Origin of the sequence: Pseudomonas sp. BF-R-01 (assembly GCF_019946615.1) — a bacterium.
Classification (GTDB): Bacteria; Pseudomonadota; Gammaproteobacteria; order Pseudomonadales; family Pseudomonadaceae; genus Aquipseudomonas; species Aquipseudomonas migulae.
In genome coordinates, this window is record NZ_JAGYFX010000104.1 from 1 (window position 1) to 20,332 (window position 20,332).

Consider the following 20,332-nt stretch of genomic DNA (forward strand, 5'->3'; position numbering starts at 1 on the left):
CCTCTCTCCGTCGTCGGCAGCGTCAGATGTGTATAAGAGACAGGGGCATGAGGGCGCGGTAAAAAGTCCGACGTTCACCCTGGTCGAGCCCTACGAGATTGGCGACATCCGCGCCTTCCATTTCGATCTCTATCGTTTGGTCGACCCTGAAGAACTGGAGTACCTCGGCATCCGCGACTACTTCGAAGACGATGCCTTGTGCCTGATCGAGTGGCCCGATAAAGGTGCAGGCTTTTTGCCAAAGCCCGACCTGACCATTACCATTAGCCCGCAAGACAGCGGGCGTTCGCTGAAAATTTTGTCCCAGGGCTCGCGTGGCGAGTCGTGGTGTGCCGCTTTGGCATTGGAAATCAATTAAATGATGGGGTCAGGTATGCGCTTTCGCGCGATGGTAGCTGCCGTAGGGATGTTGTTTTTGGCGGTGACCGTCGACGCTGTGGCCGAAACGAAGGTCAACAGCGTCCGTCTGTGGCGGGCGCCGGACAACACACGGTTGGTGTTCGACCTGACCGGGCCGGTGCAACACAGCGTTTTTACCCTGACAGCCCCGGACCGACTGGTGATCGACATCAATGGCGCCACCCTCGGTGCGCCGCTGAACGTGTCCACCGCCAACACCCCGATCACCGCCATGCGCTCGGCCCAACGCACGCCGACCGACCTGCGGGTGGTCATCGACCTGAAAAAAGCCGTCACGCCGAAAAGCTTCACCCTGGCGCCGAACGCCCAGTACGGCAACCGCCTGGTGGTCGATCTGTTCGATAACGCCGCCGACGCCGCGCCGATTCCTGCGCCGACCAACGTCGCGACCGTCGCACCGGTGCCGGTCACCCCGGTCGATCCCCCGGTCAAGCTGCCGCCCGCCCCGGCCGGCAAGCGCGACATCATTGTCGTGATCGACGCTGGCCACGGCGGCGAAGACCCGGGCGCCTCGGGCTCTCGCGGTCAGCGTGAAAAAGATGTGGTGCTGGCGATCGCTCGCGAATTGCAGCGCCAGGTCAACGGCATGAAAGGCTTCCGCGCCGAACTGACCCGTACCGGCGACTACTTCATTCCGTTGCGCGGCCGTACCGAAATCGCCCGCAAGAAGGGCGCTGACCTGTTCGTTTCGATCCACGCCGATGCCGCGCCTTCGGCCGCCGCGTTCGGTGCCTCGGTGTTCGCCCTGTCTGATCGCGGCGCCACGTCGGAAACTGCCCGTTGGCTGGCCGACAGTGAAAACCGCTCCGACTTGATCGGTGGTGCCGGCAACGTCAGCCTCGACGACAAGGACCGCATGCTCGCAGGCGTGCTGCTCGACTTGTCGATGACCGCCTCGCTGACGTCCAGCCTGAACGTCGGCCAGAAGGTTCTGAGCAACATCGGCCGCGTCACGCCGCTGCACAAACAGCGCGTGGAACAAGCCGGGTTCATGGTGTTGAAGTCGCCGGACATCCCGTCGATCCTGGTGGAAACCGGGTTCATCTCCAACGCCAACGAAGCCTCGAAACTCGCGGCGTCCAGCCACCAGCAAGCGCTGGCTCGCTCGATCAGCAGCGGCGTACGCCAGTTCTTCCAGCAGAATCCGCCACCGGGTACTTACATCGCCTGGCTGCGCGATTCCGGGAAAATCGCCCAAGGGCCGCGTGATCACCGGGTGAACCCGGGGGAAACCCTGGCGATGATCGCCGTGCGTTATCAGGTGTCCCCGGCCACCTTGCGCAGCGCCAACAACCTGAAAACCGACGAGCTGAAAATCGGTCAGACCCTGACCATTCCCGGCACCGAACTGGCATCCAAAGAATGAATCAGGCCGTGATCAACAGCGCTCGCATCGAGCTGCTCAGCCCGCGACTGGCGAACCAGATTGCTGCCGGCGAGGTGGTCGAGCGCCCGGCTTCGGTGATCAAGGAATTGCTGGAAAACAGCCTCGATTCCGGCGCCAAGCGCATTGATGTCGATGTCGAGCAGGGCGGCGTCAAGCTGCTGCGGGTGCGCGACGATGGCAGCGGCATTTCTGCCGATGACCTGCCGCTGGCCCTGGCCCGTCACGCCACCAGCAAGATCCGCAACCTGGAAGACCTCGAACAGGTGATGAGCCTCGGGTTCCGTGGTGAGGCACTCGCCTCGATCAGCTCCGTGGCGCGCTTGACCCTGACCTCCCGCACCCGCGATGCCGATCAGGCCTGGCAGGTCGAAACCGAAGGCCGGGACATGGCGCCCCGTGTGCAGCCTGCCGCTCATCCGGTGGGCACCTCCGTAGAAGTGCGGGATCTGTTCTTCAACACCCCGGCACGGCGCAAGTTTCTCAAAACCGAAAAAACCGAATTCGATCACCTGCAAGAAGTGATCAAGCGTCTGGCCCTGGCGCGCTTCGACGTGGCGTTCCACCTGCGCCACAACGGCAAAACCATCCTCAGCCTGCACGAAGCCCATGACGACGCGGCTCGCGCCCGGCGTGTGGCGGCGATCTGCGGCTCGGGGTTCCTGGAACAGGCGCTGCCGATCGAAATCGAGCGCAATGGCCTGCATTTGTGGGGTTGGGTGGGCTTGCCGACCTTCAACCGCAGCCAGGCGGACTTGCAGTACTTCTTCGTCAACGGCCGCGCCGTTCGCGACAAACTCGTGGCCCACGCGGTGCGCCAGGCCTATCGCGACGTGCTGTTCAATGGTCGGCACCCGACTTTTGTGCTGTTTTTCGAAGTCGATCCGGCCGGTGTCGACGTCAACGTGCACCCGACCAAACACGAAGTGCGCTTCCGTGACGGGCGCATGGTCCACGATTTCCTCTATGGCACTTTGCACCGTGCCTTGGGCGATGTGCGACCGGATGATCATCTGGCGGCACCGGTGGCGACCGCCATCGTTCGTCCGAGCGGCCTCGAAGCCGGTGAATTCGGTCCGCAAGGCGAAATGCGCCTGGCGGCCAATGCGTTGCTGGAGCAGCCCCAAGCGCAACCGTCGTTCAACACGCCGGCGGGCTCGGGCGCTGGTGCCGGTTATCAGTATCAATACACGCCGCGCCCTCAGTCCGGCGTGCCTGCGGCTGAAGCCCAGGCGGCTTACCGTGAGTTTTTTGCGCCGCTGCCGGAAGCCAATGCTGTCGCGCTGCCAGCCGGTCAGGACGATATTCCACCGTTGGGTTACGCATTGGCGCAACTCAAGGGCATCTACATCCTTTCGGAAAACGCCCAAGGCCTGGTATTGGTGGACATGCACGCCGCTCATGAGCGGATCATGTACGAACGCCTGAAAGTCGCCATGGCCAGCGAAGGCCTGAGCGGTCAGCCGCTGTTGGTTCCGGAATCGTTGGCGGTGAGCGAGCGCGAAGGCGATTGCGCCGAAGAAAACGTCGCGTGGTTCCAGCGTCTGGGCTTTGAGTTGCAGCGTCTCGGCCCGGAAACACTGGCTATTCGACAGATTCCGGCCTTGCTCAAGCAGGCGGAAGCCAACCGGTTGGTCAGCGATGTTTTGGCCGATCTGATGGAATATGGCACCAGTGACCGGATTCAGGTGCACCTGAACGAATTGCTTGGCACCATGGCTTGCCACGGCGCGATTCGGGCGAATCGGCGTCTGGCCCTGCCGGAAATGAACGGTCTGCTGCGTGACATGGAAAACACCGAGCGCAGCGGTCAATGCAACCATGGCCGACCGACCTGGACCCAATTGGGCCTGGACGATCTGGACAAACTGTTCCTGCGCGGTCGTTGATGAGCCAGCTCCCTCCTGCGATTTTCCTGATGGGCCCGACCGCAGCGGGCAAGACCGACCTGGCCATCGAGCTGACCAAAGTCCTGCCTTGCGAGCTGATCAGTGTTGATTCGGCGCTGGTCTATCGCGGCATGGACATCGGCACCGCCAAGCCGTCGAAAGAGATTCTGGCCGAATTTCCCCATCGTCTGATCGATATTCTTGACCCGGCAGAGAGCTATTCCGCCGCAGATTTCCGCCGTGACGCCCTCGAAGCGATGGCCGACATCACCGCGCGGGGCAAAATTCCGCTGCTGGTGGGCGGCACAATGCTCTATTACAAGGCTTTGGTCGAAGGCCTGGCGGACATGCCGGCGGCCGATCCTGAAGTGCGCGCACAGATCGAAGAAGAAGCTGCACGCCTTGGCTGGCAAGCCCTGCACGACCAATTGGCGATCATCGACCCGGAATCGGCAGCGCGTATTCACCCGAACGATCCGCAGCGACTCAGTCGAGCGCTGGAAGTTTATCGTGTCAGCGGTCAGAGCATGACCGAGCTTAGACTGAGACAATCTGCGCAAAGTACTGAAGCAGCCGCTTCGGGACTGCAACAATTGCCCTATACTGTCGCGAACTTGGCCATTGCTCCGGCAAATCGTCAGGTACTGCACGAGCGAATTAAACAAAGATTCACTTTAATGTTGGAACAGGGATTCATCGACGAGGTCGTAGCCCTGCGTAAGCGAAGTGACCTGCATTCCGGGTTGCCGTCTATACGTGCAGTAGGCTACCGACAAGTCTGGGACTACCTGGATGGCAAGCTGACGCAAGCCGAGATGCAGGAGCGTGGAATCATTGCCACGCGCCAATTGGCAAAACGTCAGTTCACCTGGCTGCGCAGTTGGGCTGATTTACACTGGTTGGACAGCCTGGATTGCGACAATCTGCCGCGCGCCTTGAAATACCTGGGGACCATCTCCATATTGAGCTGAGTCCTTGCAATTGCCGTCTATCCTTGGGGGTGTGACGGCCACAAGCCATCTGTTTACCTATTTTTTATATTGAATCCTTAAAGGAGTGCGGCACATGTCAAAAGGGCATTCGCTACAAGACCCTTACTTGAATACTTTACGTAAAGAGAAAGTTGGGGTGTCCATCTACCTGGTCAACGGGATCAAACTGCAAGGCACGATCGAGTCTTTCGACCAGTTCGTTATCCTGCTGAAGAACACCGTCAGCCAGATGGTTTACAAACACGCTATCTCTACAGTGGTGCCGGTTCGTCCAATTCGTCTGCCTAGCGCAACCGAATCCGAAGCAGGCGACGCTGAGCCAGGTAACGCCTGATAGGAGTCTCCTTTGTTCTTTGAGCGCCACGGTGGTGGTGAGCGAGTGATCCTCGTTCACTTGGATGGACAGGACCCTGAGGCGCGCGAAGATCCGCAGGAGTTTCAGGAATTGGCTAATTCGGCCGGCGCCGAGACCGTTGCGTTTTTTAACGTGCCGCGTCATCGGCCAACCGCCAAATTCCTGATCGGTAGCGGCAAGGTCGAGGAACTGCGCGACCTGGTCCATGCCGAAGAAGCCGATCTGGTGATCTTCAATCACACGCTTACGCCCAGTCAGGAACGTAACCTCGAACGTGTTTTCGAGTGTCGCGTGATCGACCGCACCGGTCTGATTCTCGATATTTTCGCCCAGCGCGCCCGTACCCATGAAGGCAAGCTCCAGGTAGAACTGGCCCAGCTTGACCACATGAGCACCCGGCTGGTTCGTGGCTGGACTCACCTTGAGCGTCAAGGTGGCGGTATCGGCATGCGTGGCCCGGGTGAAACCCAGCTGGAGACCGACCGTCGCTTGCTGCGGGTTCGCCTGCGACAGATCAAGGGCCGCCTGGAAAAAGTGCGCAGCCAGCGCGAACAGTCGCGACGTGGCCGTACGCGTGCGGATATCCCTACCGTGTCTTTGGTGGGGTATACCAACGCCGGCAAATCCACGCTCTTCAATAACGTGACGAAATCCGACGTGTACGCGGCTGACCAGTTGTTTGCCACGCTGGACCCGACCTTGCGCCGTCTGGAACTGGCCGACCTGGGGCCGATTGTCCTGGCCGACACCGTGGGTTTCATTCGTCACTTGCCCCACAAGCTGGTCGAGGCATTTCGGTCTACGCTCGAAGAGTCGAGCAACTCCGACCTGTTGTTGCACGTGATCGATGCGGCCGAACCGGATCGCATGTTGCAGATCGAGCAGGTGATGGTGGTGCTGGGCGAGATTGGTGCCCAGGACTTGCCGATCCTCGAGGTCTATAACAAACTCGATTTGCTTGAAGGCGTTGAGCCACAGATCCAGCGCGACGAAAGCGGCAAGCCTCAACGGGTCTGGTTGTCGGCGCGTGATGGCAGTGGTCTGGAATTGCTCGAACAAGCCATTGCCGAGTTGCTGGGCAGTGAGATGTTTATCGGTACCTTGCGCTTGCCGCAACGATTCGCTCGACTGCGTGCGCAGTTCTTCGAACTCGGAGCGGTGCAGAAAGAAGAACACGACGAAGAAGGTGTCAGCTTGCTGGCCGTTCGATTGCCACGCTCGGAGCTCAATCGGCTGGTCAGCCGTGAAGGCGTTGTGCCGACAGAGTTCATCGAACAACACACTTTGCAATAAAAGCCTGAGAAAGCGGTTGTGCCGCGGTGACAGGCATTCTGTAGCATTGGTCGGCGCGCCGTGGGTGCGTCTTTGCTTTATCAGATGGAGAGCGCTATGGCTTGGAATGAGCCGGGTGGCAACTCGAATAATCAGGATCCTTGGGGTGGCAAGCGTCGCAATAACGGCGACCGCAAGGGACCACCGGATCTCGACGAGGCCTTCCGAAAGCTGCAGGAAAGCCTGAATGGGTTGTTCGGTGGTGGTAAGAAACGCGGTGATGACGGCGGTGGTCCGGGCAAGAGTGGCGGCTTTGGCGGCCTGCTCGGCATCGGCCTGGTCGTGTTGGCGGCCGTTTGGCTGTACAGCGCGGTCTATGTAGTCGACGAGCAGGAGCAAGCCGTGGTGCTGCGCTTCGGCAAGTACTACGAAACCGTCGGCCCGGGTCTGAACATCTATTTCCCGCCGATCGATCGCAAGTACCTGGAAAACGTCACGCGTGAGCGTGCGTACACCAAGCAGGGTCAAATGCTGACTGAAGACGAAAACATCGTCGAAGTACCGCTGACCGTGCAGTACAAGATCAGCAACCTGCAGGACTTCGTGCTGAGCGTCGATCAGCCGGAAATCAGCCTGCAGCACGCGACCGAAAGTGCCCTGCGCCATGTGGTGGGTTCCACCGCGATGGACCAGGTGCTGACCGAAGGTCGTGAATTGATGGCCAGCGAGATCAAGGAGCGTCTGCAACGCTTCATGGATACCTATCGCACCGGTATCACCGTCACCCAGGTCAACGTACAGAGCGCAGCGGCACCGCGTGAAGTGCAGGAAGCCTTCGATGACGTGATCCGCGCCCGTGAAGACGAGCAGCGTTCGCGCAACCAGGCTGAAACCTATGCCAACGGCGTCGTGCCGGAAGCCCGTGGTCAGGCCCAGCGCATCATCGAAGATGCCAACGGCTACCGTGACGAAACTGTCTCGCGCGCCAAGGGTGAGGCCGATCGCTTCACCAAACTGGTCGCCGAGTACCGCAAGGCACCTGAAGTCACCCGCCAGCGTCTGTACCTGGACACCATGCAGGAAGTCTTCAGCAGCACCAGCAAGGTTCTCGTGACCGGCAACAAGAATGGCCAGAGCAATCTGCTGTACTTGCCGCTGGACAAGATGGTCGAAAGTGGTCGCAACACCAGCACTTCGGTGACCGGTGCGGCAGCCACCAGCAATGAAGCGAATGCACGTGCGGCAGCTGATCTGCAGCAACAGCCTGCACGTACCAGGGAGAGTCGCTGATGAGCAATAAATCGCTGATCGCCCTTATTGTCGGCGTCGTCGTGGCGATCGCAGCCTGGAACTGCTTCTACATCGTGGCTCAGACCGAGCGTGCGGTGTTGCTGCAGTTCGGTCGCGTGGTTCAGACCGATGTTCAGCCGGGCCTGCATGTGAAAGTGCCTTACGTTAACCAGGTGCGCAAGTTCGACTCGCGCCTGATGACGCTGGATGCACCGACACAACGCTTCCTGACGCTGGAAAAGAAAGCAGTCATGGTCGATGCCTACGCCAAGTGGCGCGTGAAGGACGCTGAGCGTTACTACACCGCGACTTCCGGCCTCAAGCAGATTGCTGACGAGCGTCTTTCCCGTCGTCTGGAGTCGGGCCTGCGTGACCAGTTTGGTAAACGCACGCTGCACGAAGTGGTCTCGGGTGAGCGCGATGCGCTGATGACCGATATCACCGCTTCGCTGAACAAGATGGCGGAAAAAGAGCTGGGCATCGAAGTGGTCGATGTTCGGGTCAAGGCCATCGATCTGCCGAAAGAAGTAAACCGCAGTGTGTTCGAGCGTATGAGCTCCGAGCGTGAGCGTGAAGCTCGCGAGCACCGCGCCAAGGGTAACGAGCTGGCAGAAGGCATTCGTGCTGACGCCGATCGTCAACGCCGCGTGCTGCTGGCTGAAGCCTATCGTGAATCCGAAGAGGTTCGCGGTGATGGTGATGCCCAGGCCGCTGCGATCTACTCCAAGGCCTACGGCCAGGATCAGGAGTTCTACGGTTTCTACCGTAGCCTGCGTGCCTACCGTGAAAGCTTCGCGAACAAATCCGACGTCATGGTCCTGGACCCAAGCAGTGACTTCTTCCGTTACCTGGAAAAAGCCAAGCCTTGATACGACGTTGACCTGAATCATCCCCCGCCTGGCGGCTAAAGCCTCGGGCGGGGTGATCCTTTGGGAAAACGTGTGTATGATGCGGCAGCCGGGAAATTCCCGGCTTTTTTGCGTCTGCACGTTTGATTGCTGTTGTTTATGCAGGCGCCCGAGTTGAATGACTCGACAGGTTTTTCGAGGAAAGTGATTGGCGAAGCTTATTTTCAGGCTTTTCGCCGCGTTGTTTATGGGTGGCTTGTAAACAAAGCCGATCATTTTCTGCTTCACTCAAGGCTCGCCCATAGGCTTGCCGCCCGGACCATAGGGGAATGGCGTAATGGCAACGGTAGACCGCTGGCTGCTGCCAGATGGCATCGAAGAAGTACTGCCACCGGAAGCGGCGCGCATTGAAGTCGCGCGTCGTCAGGTGTTGGATCTGTTCCAGAGCTGGGGTTACGAGTTTGTCGTGACTCCCCATATCGAGTACCTGGAATCCTTGCTGACCGGCGCGGGCCAGGACCTCGATCTGCGTACCTTCAAGGTCATCGACCCGCAATCGGGCCGGCAGATGGGTTTCCGTGCCGACATCACGCCGCAAGTGGCGCGCATCGATGCGCATACCCTGCGTCGCGAAGGTCCGAGCCGTCTGTGCTATGCCGGCAGCGTGCTGCACGCTCAGCCACGCGCCTTGTCGTCCTCGCGCAGCCCGATTCAACTGGGCGCCGAGTTGTACGGCGATGCCAGCCCGAGCAGCGACGTGGAAGTCATCAGTCTGATGCTGGCCATGCTGCAACTGGCCGACGTGCCGGAAGTGCACATGGACCTCGGTCATGTCGGAATCTACCGTGGCCTGGCCCGCGCGGCCGGTTTGTCCGGTGAAGTTGAACAACAGTTGTTCGATGCGTTGCAACGCAAGGCCATCGACGAGGTCATTACCTTGACCGAAGGTTTGCCTGCCGATCTGTCGGGCATGCTGCGTGCGTTGGTCGATTTGTGTGGCGGCCGTGAAGTGTTGAGCGCTGCTCGCGAGCGTCTGGCGAATGCGCCGGCGCCGGTTTTGGCGGCACTGGACGATTTGCTGGCGATTGCCGAGCGTTTGTCCGTGCGTTTCCCGGAACTGCCGCTGTACTTCGACCTGGGCGAGTTGCGCGGCTATCACTACCACACCGGTGTGGTGTTCGCGGTGTTCGTGCCGGGCGTTGGTCAGTCCATCGCTCAGGGCGGTCGTTACGATGACATCGGCGCTGACTTCGGTCGCGCTCGTCCGGCAACCGGTTTCTCTACCGATTTGAAAACCCTGGTGACCCTGGGGCGTGCTGAAATCGAGCTACCGTCTGGCGGTATCTGGATGCCTGACAGTACGGATGCAGCACTCTGGCAGCAGGTTTGCCAGTTGCGCAGTGAGGGTCAGCGTGTCGTTCAGGCATTGCCTGGGCAACCTTTGGCCGCCGCCCGTGAAGCGGACTGCGACCGGCAATTGATTCAGCAGAACGGGCTTTGGCAAGTATCGCCACTGGCTTCTTGAGTTTTCCTGCCGGCCCTTGGCCGGCACCAAGTTTGCGCGAATGAGGACAAGTGTTATGGGTAAGAATGTCGTAGTCCTGGGCACCCAATGGGGTGATGAGGGCAAAGGCAAGATCGTTGATCTGCTGACCGAACATGCTGCCGCCGTAGTGCGCTACCAGGGTGGCCACAACGCTGGTCACACCCTTGTGATCGATGGCGAAAAAACCGTCTTGCACCTGATCCCGTCGGGCGTGCTGCGCGAAGGCGTGCAGTGCCTGATCGGTAACGGCGTGGTGGTTGCACCCGACGCTCTGCTGCGGGAAATCATCAAGCTGGAAGAGAAAGGCGTACCGGTGCGTGAGCGTCTGCGTATCAGCCCGTCCTGCCCGCTGATCCTGTCCTTCCACGTTGCGCTGGACCAGGCCCGTGAAAAGGCCCGTGGCGAGCTGAAGATCGGTACGACCGGTCGCGGCATCGGCCCGGCCTACGAAGACAAGGTTGCGCGTCGTGGCCTGCGTGTCGGCGACCTGCTCAACATGCCGCGCTTTGAAGACAAGCTGCGTGAACTGGTGGATTACCACAACTTCATGCTGGTGGGTTACTACAAAGAGCCGGCCATCGAGTTCGAAAAGACCCTGGCCGAATGCAAAGAATACGCTGAGCTGCTCAAGCCGCTGATGCTGGACGTGACGGCCGAGCTGCACGACCTGCGTCGCGCCGGCAAAGACATCATGTTTGAAGGCGCCCAAGGTTCGTTGCTGGACATCGATCACGGTACCTACCCGTACGTGACCAGCTCCAACACCACCGCTGGCGGCGTTGCTACCGGTTCGGGTGTTGGCCCGATGTTCCTCGACTACATCCTGGGCATCACCAAGGCTTACACCACGCGTGTAGGTTCGGGTCCGTTCCCGACTGAACTGTTCGACGAAGTCGGCGCGCACCTGGCCAAACAAGGTCACGAGTTCGGTGCGACTACCGGCCGTGCCCGTCGTTGCGGCTGGTTTGACGCTGTTATCCTGCGTCGCGCTATCGATGTGAACAGCATCTCGGGCATCTGCCTGACCAAGCTGGACGTACTCGACGGTCTGGAAACCATCAACATCTGTGTCGGCTACAAAGATGCCGAAGGTAACGCTGTTGCCCCGACTGACGCTGATAGCTACGTGGGTCTGCAGCCTGTGTACGAAGAAGTGCCGGGCTGGACCGAGTCGACCGTGGGTGCCAAAGCCCTGGAAGAGCTGCCAGCTAACGCACGTGCCTACATCAAACGCGTCGAAGAGCTGATCGGTGCGCCGATCGACATTATTTCGACGGGCCCGGACCGCAACGAAACCATCGTTCTGCGCCACCCGTTCGCTTAATAAGTCGTTGATGTAAAAAACAAAGGGCCCTTAATCGGGCCCTTTGTCGTTTATGCCTGTTGGACGGCATGACCTTTGCTGTGATCTTCATTAAGAGCGCGTCTTCTGGCGTGCCATCAATTTAATGGCGTCAATGCAGAGGGATATCAAGTGTCGGCGGTTCTCTCATTGTTACAAAGCCGTCTATTGCGGCCCGTGTTCGTTACCCTTGGTATCGCCCTTTTGGTGCAGGTGCTGGTAGCTGTTGCTCTGACGCGGAGCACAGTGACTGCACTGGAAGCTGATTTGGGTGTGCGCCTGGGTGCCGACAGTCAAAAACTTTCCGGCGAGCTGGAGCAGGCGGGACGTGAAGTCACGTCGAGCCTCGACAACCTCTCCACCAGCACGCGTCAGCGCCTCACGGCCGGTTTGTCTTCGCGGCTGAAGGACGAGCAGGTGCAGCTGCGTGCGACCCTGGAAAAGGACCTGAAGGACTCTGCCAATGATATGGCGCAGCTTCTTGCTTCCGTCGCGCCCCGCGCCATGTGGGACAGTGACGTTCCCACCCTGTCCGAATTCGCCCGCCGGGCCCAGCGCAATCCCAACGTGCTGTTCGTGATCTATGACGACGCAACGGGGCAGCACCTGACGCGCTACCTCAACCGCGAAAACCCGATCAACAAGGCCCTTCTGGAGAAAGGCCAGGGTGAGCGTGCGCTGGATAAAGTGCTGGATGCGGCGAAAAACGATCCATCGGTCTACTACGTCGAAGCCTCGATCAACCCTAATGGCGTGGAAATCGGCAAAGTCTTGATGGGGGTCTCCACCGCCTCGGTGGAAACCGATCTGGTGGCGCTGGACAAGCGTTTCTCGGCACTGATCTCCAGCAGTGATCAACTGGTCGGCGACAGTCTCAAAGGCGCGGCGGCTGATAGCGCCACGGCGATGCGGGCGCGTCTGACGTCTGCTCAGTCCACCGCCTCGGAAATGAAAGCCAACACCACCAGCACCGTGCAGGAAGCCGCGGCGACCTTGCGCTGGCGCATCGGTATGGGCCTGGCACTGGTCGGTTGCGGTGTGCTGCTGTTGCTGGCGGTCGTTTTGGGTCGGCGCGTAGTCAATCGCTTGAAGCTGTTGATTGCCGCGATGGACGACCTGGCGGCGGGCGAGGGCGACCTGACCAAGCGCGTGCAGATCAACAGCAAGGACGAAATCGGCGACATGGCCTCGGCGGTCAATCGGTTTGTGGATAAGTTGCAGCCGATCGTGCGCGAAGCGGGCGATGTGGCCCAGCGTACCGGCGTGGAAATCGGCGCCATGACCCTGCGTAACGCCGGTGCCGATGCGGCGGCGGGCATGCAGCGTGACGAAGTGGCCGAAAGTTTGCGCGCCTTGTCGCAAATGGCTGATGAGGCCCAATCTGAAAGCCACGCAATGCAGGCAGCCTTGAAGCAAGTGGTGGATATCCGTTCGGCCACCGATGAAAACACCCGGACCTCGGCGAAGGTCGGCAGCCTGATCGAAGCGTTGGCCGGGCAAGTCGATACCGGCGCGAAAGTCATCGAGCGACTGGCGCAGCAAAGTGAGCAGATTGAAGTGGTGCTGACCGTGATTCACGGGATCGCCGAGCAAACCAACCTGCTGGCGCTGAACGCTGCCATTGAAGCGGCGCGTGCCGGTGAGACCGGTCGCGGCTTTGCCGTAGTGGCGGACGAAGTGCGGGCGCTGGCGAGCAAGACCCAGAGTTCCACGGGCGACATTCAGGCGCACATCGTGGCGTTGCAGCAAGGTGCGCGTGAGGCGGTGGAAGTGATCGGCCAGGCCGGGCGTCAGGCCAGCGAGGGTTTGCTGGTGTTGCGTGACAGTGCGCAGTTGCAGCAATCGGTGCAGGTGTCGGTCGAGCAGGTGCATGCGGCGATTGGTCTGGCGACGCAAGCGGCGGCCCATCAGGCGCAAGGCGCGCAAGCGGTGCGGGGTCGGGTTGAAACCATTCATGCACAGGCTGAGAAGGCGGCACAGGCGGTGGTGGAAACCACGGCCAGCGGCAAGGTGCTGGATGGCCTGGCGGCGCAGCTCAAGGCGAGCCTGGGGCAGTTCCGGGCTTAAGATTTGTATTGGCGGGTCTGACGTCTTCGCGGGCAAGCCTCGCTCCTACAAGGGTTGTGTAACCCCCTGTAGGAGCGAGGCTTGCCCGCGAAGCTTTTCAACGACTCAAATACATCCGGGTTGTTAACAGGTACACGGGCAACCCCGACACCAATATCAACAACGCCGCATAAGGCGCCGCCGCCGCAAACTCCACATTCGCGGTATGCGCCCAAACCTCTGTCGCCAGCGTATTGAGCCCGGTCGGACTCAGTAGCAGCGTCGCCGTCAGCTCCTTCATCGCATCCAGAAACACCAGCGCAAACGCCGCACCCAGCGCCGGGAAGATGATCGGCAGCGTCACCCGACAAAACGCGCTGAACGACGAGGCGCCCAGCGTGCGAGCCGCCTCTTCCAGCTGCGGAGCAGCCTTGTTCAGTGCCGTGCGAATCGGTGCCTGTGCCAATGGTAGAAACAGCAGCGCATAAGCGATCAGCAGCAACGCCGATGTCTGGTACAGCGCCGGCACATAGTGCAGGGCGAAATACACCAGCGTCAGCGCAATCACGAGTCCTGGGAGTGCATGCAACAGGTATGGCAAGCGCTCGGCCCAGATCGCCAATTGGCCTTTGTAGCGCACCACCAACAAGCCCACCGGCACCGCCAGCACCAGGCACAGCGCGGCGCCACCCAGCGAAAGCGCAAGGGATGACAGCAGCGCCTCGCTGATCGCCGCCACCGGAAACGCTGCCGACGAACCTACCGCCAGCCAGTACACCAGCATCCCCAGTGGAATGCCGCTGCCGATGATCGCCAGTGCCAGACAGTAAATCTGCCCAACAGCCGCCCAGGGTCCCAACTGCACCTGTTCCGCCTGCCGCGCCGCGCCCTGGCCGGTGCGCACGTGCCGACCCTTGCCACGGGCTCGCAGCTCAAGCCACAAGAGCATCAGGCACAGCGCGAGCAGCACGGCGGAAAGCATCGCCGCATTGGCATTGCTGAATTCCAGTTCGAATTGCTGATAGATCGCCGTGGTGAACGTCTGCAAGCCAATAATCGACAGCGCGCCGAACTCAACGAGCATGTGCAATGCGATCAGCAGCGAACCGGCGAGCAGCGACGGCCACAGCAGTGGCAGGGTGATCCTGAAAAACACGCCCCAGCGATTCTGCCCGAGCGTGCGTGCGGACTCTTCAAGCGACGGATCGAGATTGCGCAGGGTCGCCGCCACCGGCAGAAAAATCAGCGGGTACTTGGACAGGGTCATCACCAGAATCGCCCCGCCCAAACCCTCGAAGTGCGCGCTCAGCGAGACCCAGGTAAAGCTGCTGACAAACGCCGGCACCGCAAACGGCAAGCACAGGATCACGCCCCACAATCGTCGGCCTGGCAGATTGCTGCGTTCCAGCAGCCAGGCCAGCGACAAACCGATCACGCCACAAGCGACCGTTACGCCGACCATCAGCTCCAGGGTGTTGCGCAGCAAGCCAAACACGTAGGGCCGCCACAGCAAATGCAATGCCTGGGCCCAGCCGGCTTGCCAGGTCTTGAGCCCGACATACACCAGCGGCAACACGCTGAGCAGTACCAACAGCAAAACCGGCAGCAGTAGCCAGATCGACGGCCGCTTGCGCCGTGGCACGTAGCTTCCGCGCATGGCTGGGGCAGAGGGCGGTGCGCTCATCAGTTCAAGCCAACGTCGCGTTCCAGGTCCAGGGCTTCTTCGGCGTTGCCGAGGTCGGCTGGCGTGACTTTCGGTGCTTCAAGCTCGCTGAACGGCTTGAGGCCTCGGTCCGACTCCATGCCTTTGTGCAGCGGGTATTCGGCGGTGGTCTGGGTGATCACGCGCTGACCTTCTTCGCTGGCCATGTAGGCGAGGAATTGCTGGGCTTCCTTTGGGTGTTTGCTGGACTTCAGCACGGCTGCACTGGAAACGGTGATCAGCCCGCCGACGTCGCCGCCAGTGAAGTAATGCAGTTTCGAATCGAGCTGGCCTTTTTCGCGTTGCAGGGCGAACCAGTAGTAGTTGTTCACCAGCACGGTCGCGACTTCGCCGTTCTCCACGGCTTTCAAGGCGACCATGTTGTTGCTGTAGGTCTTGCCGAATGCGCGCAAGCCGGTCAGCCATTCTTCGGCTGCATCCATGCCGTGCACTTTGATGATTGCCACGGCCTGTTCCTGGAACGCGCCGCTGGTGGGCACGAAGCCAACCTTGCCTTGCCATTTCGGGTCGGAGAATTCCATCACCGATTTGGGCAGGTCTTTTTCATCGATCAGTTTGGGATTGAACGCAACCACGCGGACTCGCGCGGTGATGCCGATCCAGGTGCCATTGCCGGCGACGTAGTCTTTTGGCAGAACGGCGAGGGTGGCGGCATCGGTTTGCGCCAGTAGGCCTTGCTCGCCGAGTTTGTTCAGCGGTGGCGATTCTTCGGTGTAGATCACGTCGGCCGGGGAGCGATCGCCTTCTTCGACGATCTGGCTGGCAAGCTGGTTGCTGCTGCCTTTGCGCACATTGACGTGGATGCCGGTCTTGGCTTCGAAAGCTTTGGCGACGGCGTCGCCGACTTCCTTGTGTTGACCGTTGTAGAGTGTCAGGGAAACTGGATCAGCAGCCTGGGTGAGGGGGGTAGCGAGTGCCAGGCCGAGCAGGGTGATGGTCAGGCCGCGGCGCAGGGTATTTCGAAACGTCATTCGCAGGGTTCCTCACTGTCGCATTGCAAAAACTTGAAACAATGATAAACGATATTGTTTCTCAAGTGCGCCTTGCGGAGGGTGCCTGACTCCTGTAGGAGCGAGCCTGCTCGCGATGGACGTGAACGATGACGGCGGCGCCTGTGAGTTCATCACGAGCAGGGGGGGGGTGATTTTTCGAATGCCAGAAACGCAAAAACCCGCTTTCGCGGGTTTTTGTGAAATTCCAGAGCAAGCTCTGAAATTTGAATTGGTGCCCAGAAGAAGACTCGAACTTCCACGACCGTAAGGTCACCAGCACCTGAAGCTGGCGTGTCTACCAATTTCACCATCTGGGCATAATCTTCAGCGTTGCCGCTGTTGATGTGGCGCACTATACGGAGAGCAGTTTGATCTGTAAACCCCTGATTTGGTTTTAATAAATCAGAACCGTAGAATGCAAAAAACCCGCTTTCGCGGGTTTTTGTGTGAGCCTTGAAATTGATCTAATCTCAAGCTCTGAATTGGTGCCCAGAAGAAGACTCGAACTTCCACGACCTTGCGGTCACCAGCACCTGAAGCTGGCGTGTCTACCAATTTCACCATCTGGGCAGTATCGGCAACGTCTCCGTCGTCGATGGCGCGCACTATACGGAGCGTCTTTTTAACTGTAAACCCCCAGCGTCAAAAAAACCTGGAAAATTTTACCAGCGGCATTTAAATCAGCTTTGCGCTGTCGATAAAGGCCTTTAGATGGGCTCTCGTAGCCTGAAATTTCCCGTTTCATTACGCCTATGCCAAACTAACCCGCATATAGACAAGGTGAAAACTCTCTAATGGCCGATTGGCAGTCCCTCGATCCCGAGGCCGCTCGTGAAGCGGAAAAATATGAAAACCCTATTCCTAGCCGCGAACTGATCCTTCAGCACCTTGCTGATCGGGGTTCGCCAGCTAACCGCGAGCAACTGGTCGAAGAGTTTGGTCTGATCACAGAAGACCAGATCGAAGCCCTGCGCCGCCGCCTGCGCGCCATGGAGCGCGACGCTCAACTCATCTATACCCGTCGTGGCACGTATGCGCCGGTGGACAAGCTCGACCTGATCCTGGGCCGCATCAGCGGTCACCGTGACGGCTTCGGCTTCCTGGTCCCGGACGACGGCAGTGACGACCTGTTCATGAGCCCGGCGCAAATGCGTCTGGTGTTCGATGGCGACCGTGCCCTGGCTCGTGTTTCCGGTCTGGACCGTCGCGGTCGCCGCGAAGGCATGATTGTCGAAGTGGTCTCCCGCGCTCACGAAACCATCGTCGGCCGTTACTTCGAAGAGGGCGGTATCGGCTTCGTGGTGGCGGACAATCCGAAGATCCAGCAAGAAGTGCTGGTGACTCCGGGCCGCAATGCCAACGCCAAAGTCGGTCAGTTCGTCGAAGTGAAGATCACTCACTGGCCGACGCCACGCTTCCAGCCGCAAGGCGACGTGGTCGAAGTCGTGGGCAATTACATGGCGCCGGGCATGGAAATCGATGTCGCCCTGCGCACCTACGATATTCCGCACGTCTGGCCTGAAGCGGTCTTGAAAGAAGCCGCCAAGCTCAAGCCGGAAGTCGAAGAGAAAGACAAAGAGAAGCGCATCGACCTGCGCCATCTGCCGTTCGTGACCATCGACGGTGAAGATGCGCGCGACTTCGATGACGCGGTCTACTGCGAAGCCAAACCGGGCAAGCTGCGCCTGTTCTCCGGTGGCTGGAAGTTGTACGTGGCGATTGCCGACGTTTCCAGCTACGTGAAAATCGGGTCCGCGCTGGACAACGAATCCCAGGTTCGCGGCAACTCCGTTTACTTCCCGGAGCGCGTAGTGCCGATGCTGCCTGAGCAGCTGTCCAACGGCCTGTGCTCGCTGAATCCACATGTCGATCGTCTGGCCATGGTCTGCGAGATGACTATCTCCAAATCCGGCGAGATGACCGACTACTGCTTCTACGAAGCAGTGATTCACTCCCATGCCCGTCTGACCTATAACAAGGTCAGCACCATGCTGGAGACGCCGAAAGTTACCGAAGCGCGCCAGCTTCGCGGCGAATACACCGACGTTCTGCCACACCTCAAGCAGCTGTATTCGCTGTACAAGGTGCTGCTGGCGGCCCGTCATGTGCGTGGCGCGATCGATTTCGAAACGCAGGAAACCCGGATCATCTTCGGTTCCGAGCGCAAGATTGCCGAAATCCGTCCGACCGTGCGTAACGATGCACACAAGCTGATCGAGGAATGCATGCTGGCGGCCAACGTGGCCACTGCCGAATTCCTGAAGAAGCACGAAATTCCTGCGCTGTATCGCGTCCACGATGGTCCGCCACCGGAGCGTCTGGAAAAACTGCGCGCCTTCCTTGGTGAGCTCGGCCTGTCCCTGCACAAAGGCAAGGACGGCCCGTCGCCGAAGGATTACCAGGCCTTGCTGGCAAGCATCAAGGACCGTCCGGATTTCCACCTGATCCAGACCGTCATGCTGCGTTCGCTGAGTCAGGCGGTGTACAGCGCTGATAACCAGGGCCACTTCGGCCTGAATTACGAAGCCTATACCCACTTCACATCGCCGATCCGCCGCTACCCGGACTTGCTCACGCATCGGGCGATCCGCAGCGTCATTCATTCGAAAATGGACACCCCGCACGTTCGCCGTGCCGGCGCGATGACCATTCCGAAGGCGCGCATCTATCCGTACGACGAAGCCGCGCTGGAGCAACTCGGCGAGCAGTGCTCGATGAGCGAGCGCCGTGCCGACGAAGCGACCCGCGACGTGGTGAACTGGCTCAAGTGCGAGTTCATGAAAGACCGCGTGGGCGAGTCGTTCCCGGGTGTGATCACCGCCGTGACCGGTTTTGGTCTGTTCGTCGAGCTGACCGATATCTATGTCGAAGGCCTGGTGCACGTCACCGCGCTGCCGGGCGATTACTACCACTTCGACCCTGTGCATCACCGCCTCGCCGGTGAGCGCACCGGTCGCAGCTTCCGCCTTGGCGACACCGTTGAAGTGCGCGTAATGCGCGTCGACCTCGACGAGCGCAAGATCGACTTCGAGATGGCTGAAAAAACCATCAGCGCACCGATCGGCCGCAAAAAACGCGGGACTGAAACCGCTGCACCTGCTGGCAAGACCGCAGCAGAGCCGGCACCGGCAAAAACCGGTCGTCGTCCTGCCAAGGAAAAAGCAGTCGAAGCCTATCGCCCAAGCGATGCGGCAGCGAAAAATGCTGAGCTGCGCAAAAGCCGTGAAATGAAGCAGGCGTTGCTGTCTGAAGCGAAAAGCGGTGGTAAAGCGGCGTCTGGGGGAAAGACCGGACGGTCGGCGCCTGACAAGGCTCCCGGCAGCAAGCCGAGCAAACACCGTAAAGGCCCGCCGAAAGCGGGCTCGGCCCCAGCCAAAAGCGGCGGGGCGCGTAAACCTAAGGCCAAGTCATGAGTCAGTTGGAAAAAATCTACGGCGTGCATGCAGTAGAAGCATTGCTGCGTCACCACCCGAAACGCGTCAAGCAGATCTGGCTGGCGGAAGGCCGCAGTGATCCGCGGGTTCAGACGCTGATCGCGCTCGCGGCCGAAAACCGCGTGGCCGTCGGCAATGCCGAACGTCGCGAGCTGGATGCCTGGGTTGAAGGCGTGCACCAGGGCGTGGTGGCGGACGTGAGTCCGAGCCAGGTCTGGGGCGAAGCAATGCTCGACGAGCTGCTCGATCGCACCGATGGTGCACCGCTGTTGCTGGTGCTCGACGGCGTGACCGATCCGCACAACCTTGGCGCTTGCCTGCGTTCGGCCGATGCGGCCGGTGCGCTGGCGGTGATCGTGCCGAAAGACAAGTCGGCCACGCTGACTCCAACGGTGCGAAAGGTTGCGTGTGGCGCGGCGGAAGTGATTCCGTTGGTCGCCGTAACCAACCTGGCGCGTACCCTGGAAAAACTCAAGCAGCGCGGCTTGTGGGTTGTCGGTACGGCGGGCGAAGCCGAGCAGAGCCTGTATCAGCAAGACATGACCGGGCCGACCATCCTGATCATGGGCGCGGAAGGCAGCGGCATGCGTCGCCTGACCCGCGATCTTTGCGACTACCTGGTGCACCTGCCGATGACTGGCAGTGTCAGCAGTCTCAATGTGTCCGTGGCGACCGGCGTCTGCCTGTTCGAGGCCCAGCGCCAGCGCAGCGTAAAAGCCGCCACTGGCAAGAAGCCCTGACACTCCCTTGTAGGAGCCGGCTTGCTGGCGATCCAGGCGACGCGGTCCATCTGACAGAC

General features: G+C 60.1%; 15 protein-coding genes and 2 tRNA genes. 13 read left to right on the forward strand and 4 right to left on the reverse strand.

The window, feature by feature from the left end:
* The 11 genes from tsaE to KGB27_RS26140 all read left to right on the forward strand — a co-directional run.
* A partial coding sequence (gene tsaE / locus KGB27_RS26090) for a tRNA (adenosine(37)-N6)-threonylcarbamoyltransferase complex ATPase subunit type 1 TsaE (protein ID WP_223556816.1) occupies positions 1-358 on the forward strand: 358 nt, incomplete at its 5' end.
* 48 nt (positions 359-406) lie between these two features.
* On the forward strand, positions 407-1,786 hold the full coding sequence (locus KGB27_RS26095; protein ID WP_404943243.1) for an N-acetylmuramoyl-L-alanine amidase: 1,380 nt from the start codon (positions 407-409) through the stop codon (positions 1,784-1,786).
* A complete protein-coding gene (mutL, locus tag KGB27_RS26100) occupies positions 1,783-3,693 on the forward strand; it encodes a DNA mismatch repair endonuclease MutL (RefSeq protein ID WP_263290148.1) in 1,911 nt (636 codons plus the stop codon). Before KGB27_RS26095 ends, mutL begins: the two co-directional genes overlap by 4 nt.
* Positions 3,693-4,664: a tRNA (adenosine(37)-N6)-dimethylallyltransferase MiaA gene (gene miaA, locus KGB27_RS26105; RefSeq protein ID WP_008035319.1), complete on the forward strand. Its 972-nt coding sequence runs from the start codon at positions 3,693-3,695 to the stop codon at positions 4,662-4,664. The genes mutL and miaA overlap by 1 nt, the downstream gene beginning before the upstream one ends.
* 94 nt (positions 4,665-4,758) lie before the next feature.
* On the forward strand, positions 4,759-5,019 hold the full coding sequence (hfq, locus tag KGB27_RS26110) for an RNA chaperone Hfq (protein WP_007902656.1): 261 nt from the start codon (positions 4,759-4,761) through the stop codon (positions 5,017-5,019).
* Between the two features lie 12 nt (positions 5,020-5,031).
* Positions 5,032-6,333: a ribosome rescue GTPase HflX gene (hflX, locus tag KGB27_RS26115; protein WP_008035321.1), complete on the forward strand. Its 1,302-nt coding sequence runs from the start codon at positions 5,032-5,034 to the stop codon at positions 6,331-6,333.
* A 96-nt stretch (positions 6,334-6,429) separates the two neighbouring features.
* The gene (gene hflK / locus KGB27_RS26120) at positions 6,430-7,602 is read left to right on the forward strand and encodes an FtsH protease activity modulator HflK (RefSeq protein WP_008035322.1); all 1,173 of its coding nucleotides are present in this window, start codon (positions 6,430-6,432) and stop codon (positions 7,600-7,602) included.
* Positions 7,602-8,471 (forward strand): protease modulator HflC, encoded by an 870-nt coding sequence (gene hflC / locus KGB27_RS26125; RefSeq protein WP_008035323.1) that lies wholly within the window; start codon positions 7,602-7,604, stop codon positions 8,469-8,471. The genes hflK and hflC overlap by 1 nt, the downstream gene beginning before the upstream one ends.
* A gap of 316 nt (positions 8,472-8,787) precedes the next feature.
* Positions 8,788-9,975, forward strand: coding sequence for an ATP phosphoribosyltransferase regulatory subunit (locus KGB27_RS26130; protein ID WP_008035324.1), 1,188 nt, complete (start codon positions 8,788-8,790; stop codon positions 9,973-9,975).
* 55 nt (positions 9,976-10,030) lie between these two features.
* Positions 10,031-11,320, forward strand: a complete 1,290-nt coding sequence (locus KGB27_RS26135; RefSeq protein WP_008035326.1) for an adenylosuccinate synthase — start codon at positions 10,031-10,033, stop codon at positions 11,318-11,320.
* A gap of 150 nt (positions 11,321-11,470) precedes the next feature.
* Positions 11,471-13,405, forward strand: a complete 1,935-nt coding sequence (locus KGB27_RS26140; RefSeq protein WP_192226926.1) for a methyl-accepting chemotaxis protein — start codon at positions 11,471-11,473, stop codon at positions 13,403-13,405.
* Positions 13,406-13,502: 97 nt separating this feature from the next.
* Here the strand turns inward: KGB27_RS26140 and KGB27_RS26145 are convergent, their stop codons facing one another.
* The 4 genes from KGB27_RS26145 to KGB27_RS26160 form a co-directional block, all read right to left on the reverse strand.
* Complete coding sequence (locus KGB27_RS26145) at positions 13,503-15,068, reverse strand: ABC transporter permease (RefSeq protein WP_223556818.1); 1,566 nt, start codon at positions 15,066-15,068, stop codon at positions 13,503-13,505.
* Positions 15,068-16,078 (reverse strand): iron ABC transporter substrate-binding protein, encoded by a 1,011-nt coding sequence (locus KGB27_RS26150; RefSeq protein WP_223481084.1) that lies wholly within the window; start codon positions 16,076-16,078, stop codon positions 15,068-15,070. The genes KGB27_RS26145 and KGB27_RS26150 overlap by 1 nt, the downstream gene beginning before the upstream one ends.
* 251 nt (positions 16,079-16,329) lie before the next feature.
* Positions 16,330-16,416: transfer RNA gene (locus KGB27_RS26155), tRNA-Leu, on the reverse strand.
* A gap of 166 nt (positions 16,417-16,582) precedes the next feature.
* Positions 16,583-16,669, reverse strand: a tRNA-Leu gene (locus tag KGB27_RS26160).
* Between the two features lie 224 nt (positions 16,670-16,893).
* Here KGB27_RS26160 and rnr point away from each other — a divergent pair.
* Both rnr and rlmB read left to right on the forward strand, forming a co-directional pair.
* Complete coding sequence (gene rnr / locus KGB27_RS26165) at positions 16,894-19,512, forward strand: ribonuclease R (protein WP_207284728.1); 2,619 nt, start codon at positions 16,894-16,896, stop codon at positions 19,510-19,512.
* On the forward strand, positions 19,509-20,273 hold the full coding sequence (gene rlmB, locus KGB27_RS26170; protein WP_192419680.1) for a 23S rRNA (guanosine(2251)-2'-O)-methyltransferase RlmB: 765 nt from the start codon (positions 19,509-19,511) through the stop codon (positions 20,271-20,273). The genes rnr and rlmB overlap by 4 nt, the downstream gene beginning before the upstream one ends.
* Positions 20,274-20,332 lie beyond the last annotated feature (59 nt).

Bases quoted from the DNA above. Each gene is read 5' to 3' on its own strand.
- KGB27_RS26135 (WP_008035326.1), top strand. From the start codon at position 10,031: ATGGGTAAGAATGTCGTAGTCCTGGGCACCCAATGGGGTGATGAGGGC.
- miaA (WP_008035319.1), top strand. From the start codon at position 3,693: ATGAGCCAGCTCCCTCCTGCGATTTTCCTGATGGGCCCGACCGCAGCG.
- KGB27_RS26095 (WP_404943243.1), top strand. From the start codon at position 407: ATGTTGTTTTTGGCGGTGACCGTCGACGCTGTGGCCGAAACGAAGGTC.
- mutL (WP_263290148.1), top strand. From the start codon at position 1,783: ATGAATCAGGCCGTGATCAACAGCGCTCGCATCGAGCTGCTCAGCCCG.
- hfq (WP_007902656.1), top strand. From the start codon at position 4,759: ATGTCAAAAGGGCATTCGCTACAAGACCCTTACTTGAATACTTTACGT.
- hflK (WP_008035322.1), top strand. From the start codon at position 6,430: ATGGCTTGGAATGAGCCGGGTGGCAACTCGAATAATCAGGATCCTTGG.
- hflC (WP_008035323.1), top strand. From the start codon at position 7,602: ATGAGCAATAAATCGCTGATCGCCCTTATTGTCGGCGTCGTCGTGGCG.
- rnr (WP_207284728.1), top strand. From the start codon at position 16,894: ATGGCCGATTGGCAGTCCCTCGATCCCGAGGCCGCTCGTGAAGCGGAA.
- KGB27_RS26150 (WP_223481084.1), bottom strand. From the start codon at position 16,078: ATGACGTTTCGAAATACCCTGCGCCGCGGCCTGACCATCACCCTGCTC.
- rlmB (WP_192419680.1), top strand. From the start codon at position 19,509: ATGAGTCAGTTGGAAAAAATCTACGGCGTGCATGCAGTAGAAGCATTG.
- KGB27_RS26145 (WP_223556818.1), bottom strand. From the start codon at position 15,068: ATGAGCGCACCGCCCTCTGCCCCAGCCATGCGCGGAAGCTACGTGCCA.
- KGB27_RS26130 (WP_008035324.1), top strand. From the start codon at position 8,788: ATGGCAACGGTAGACCGCTGGCTGCTGCCAGATGGCATCGAAGAAGTA.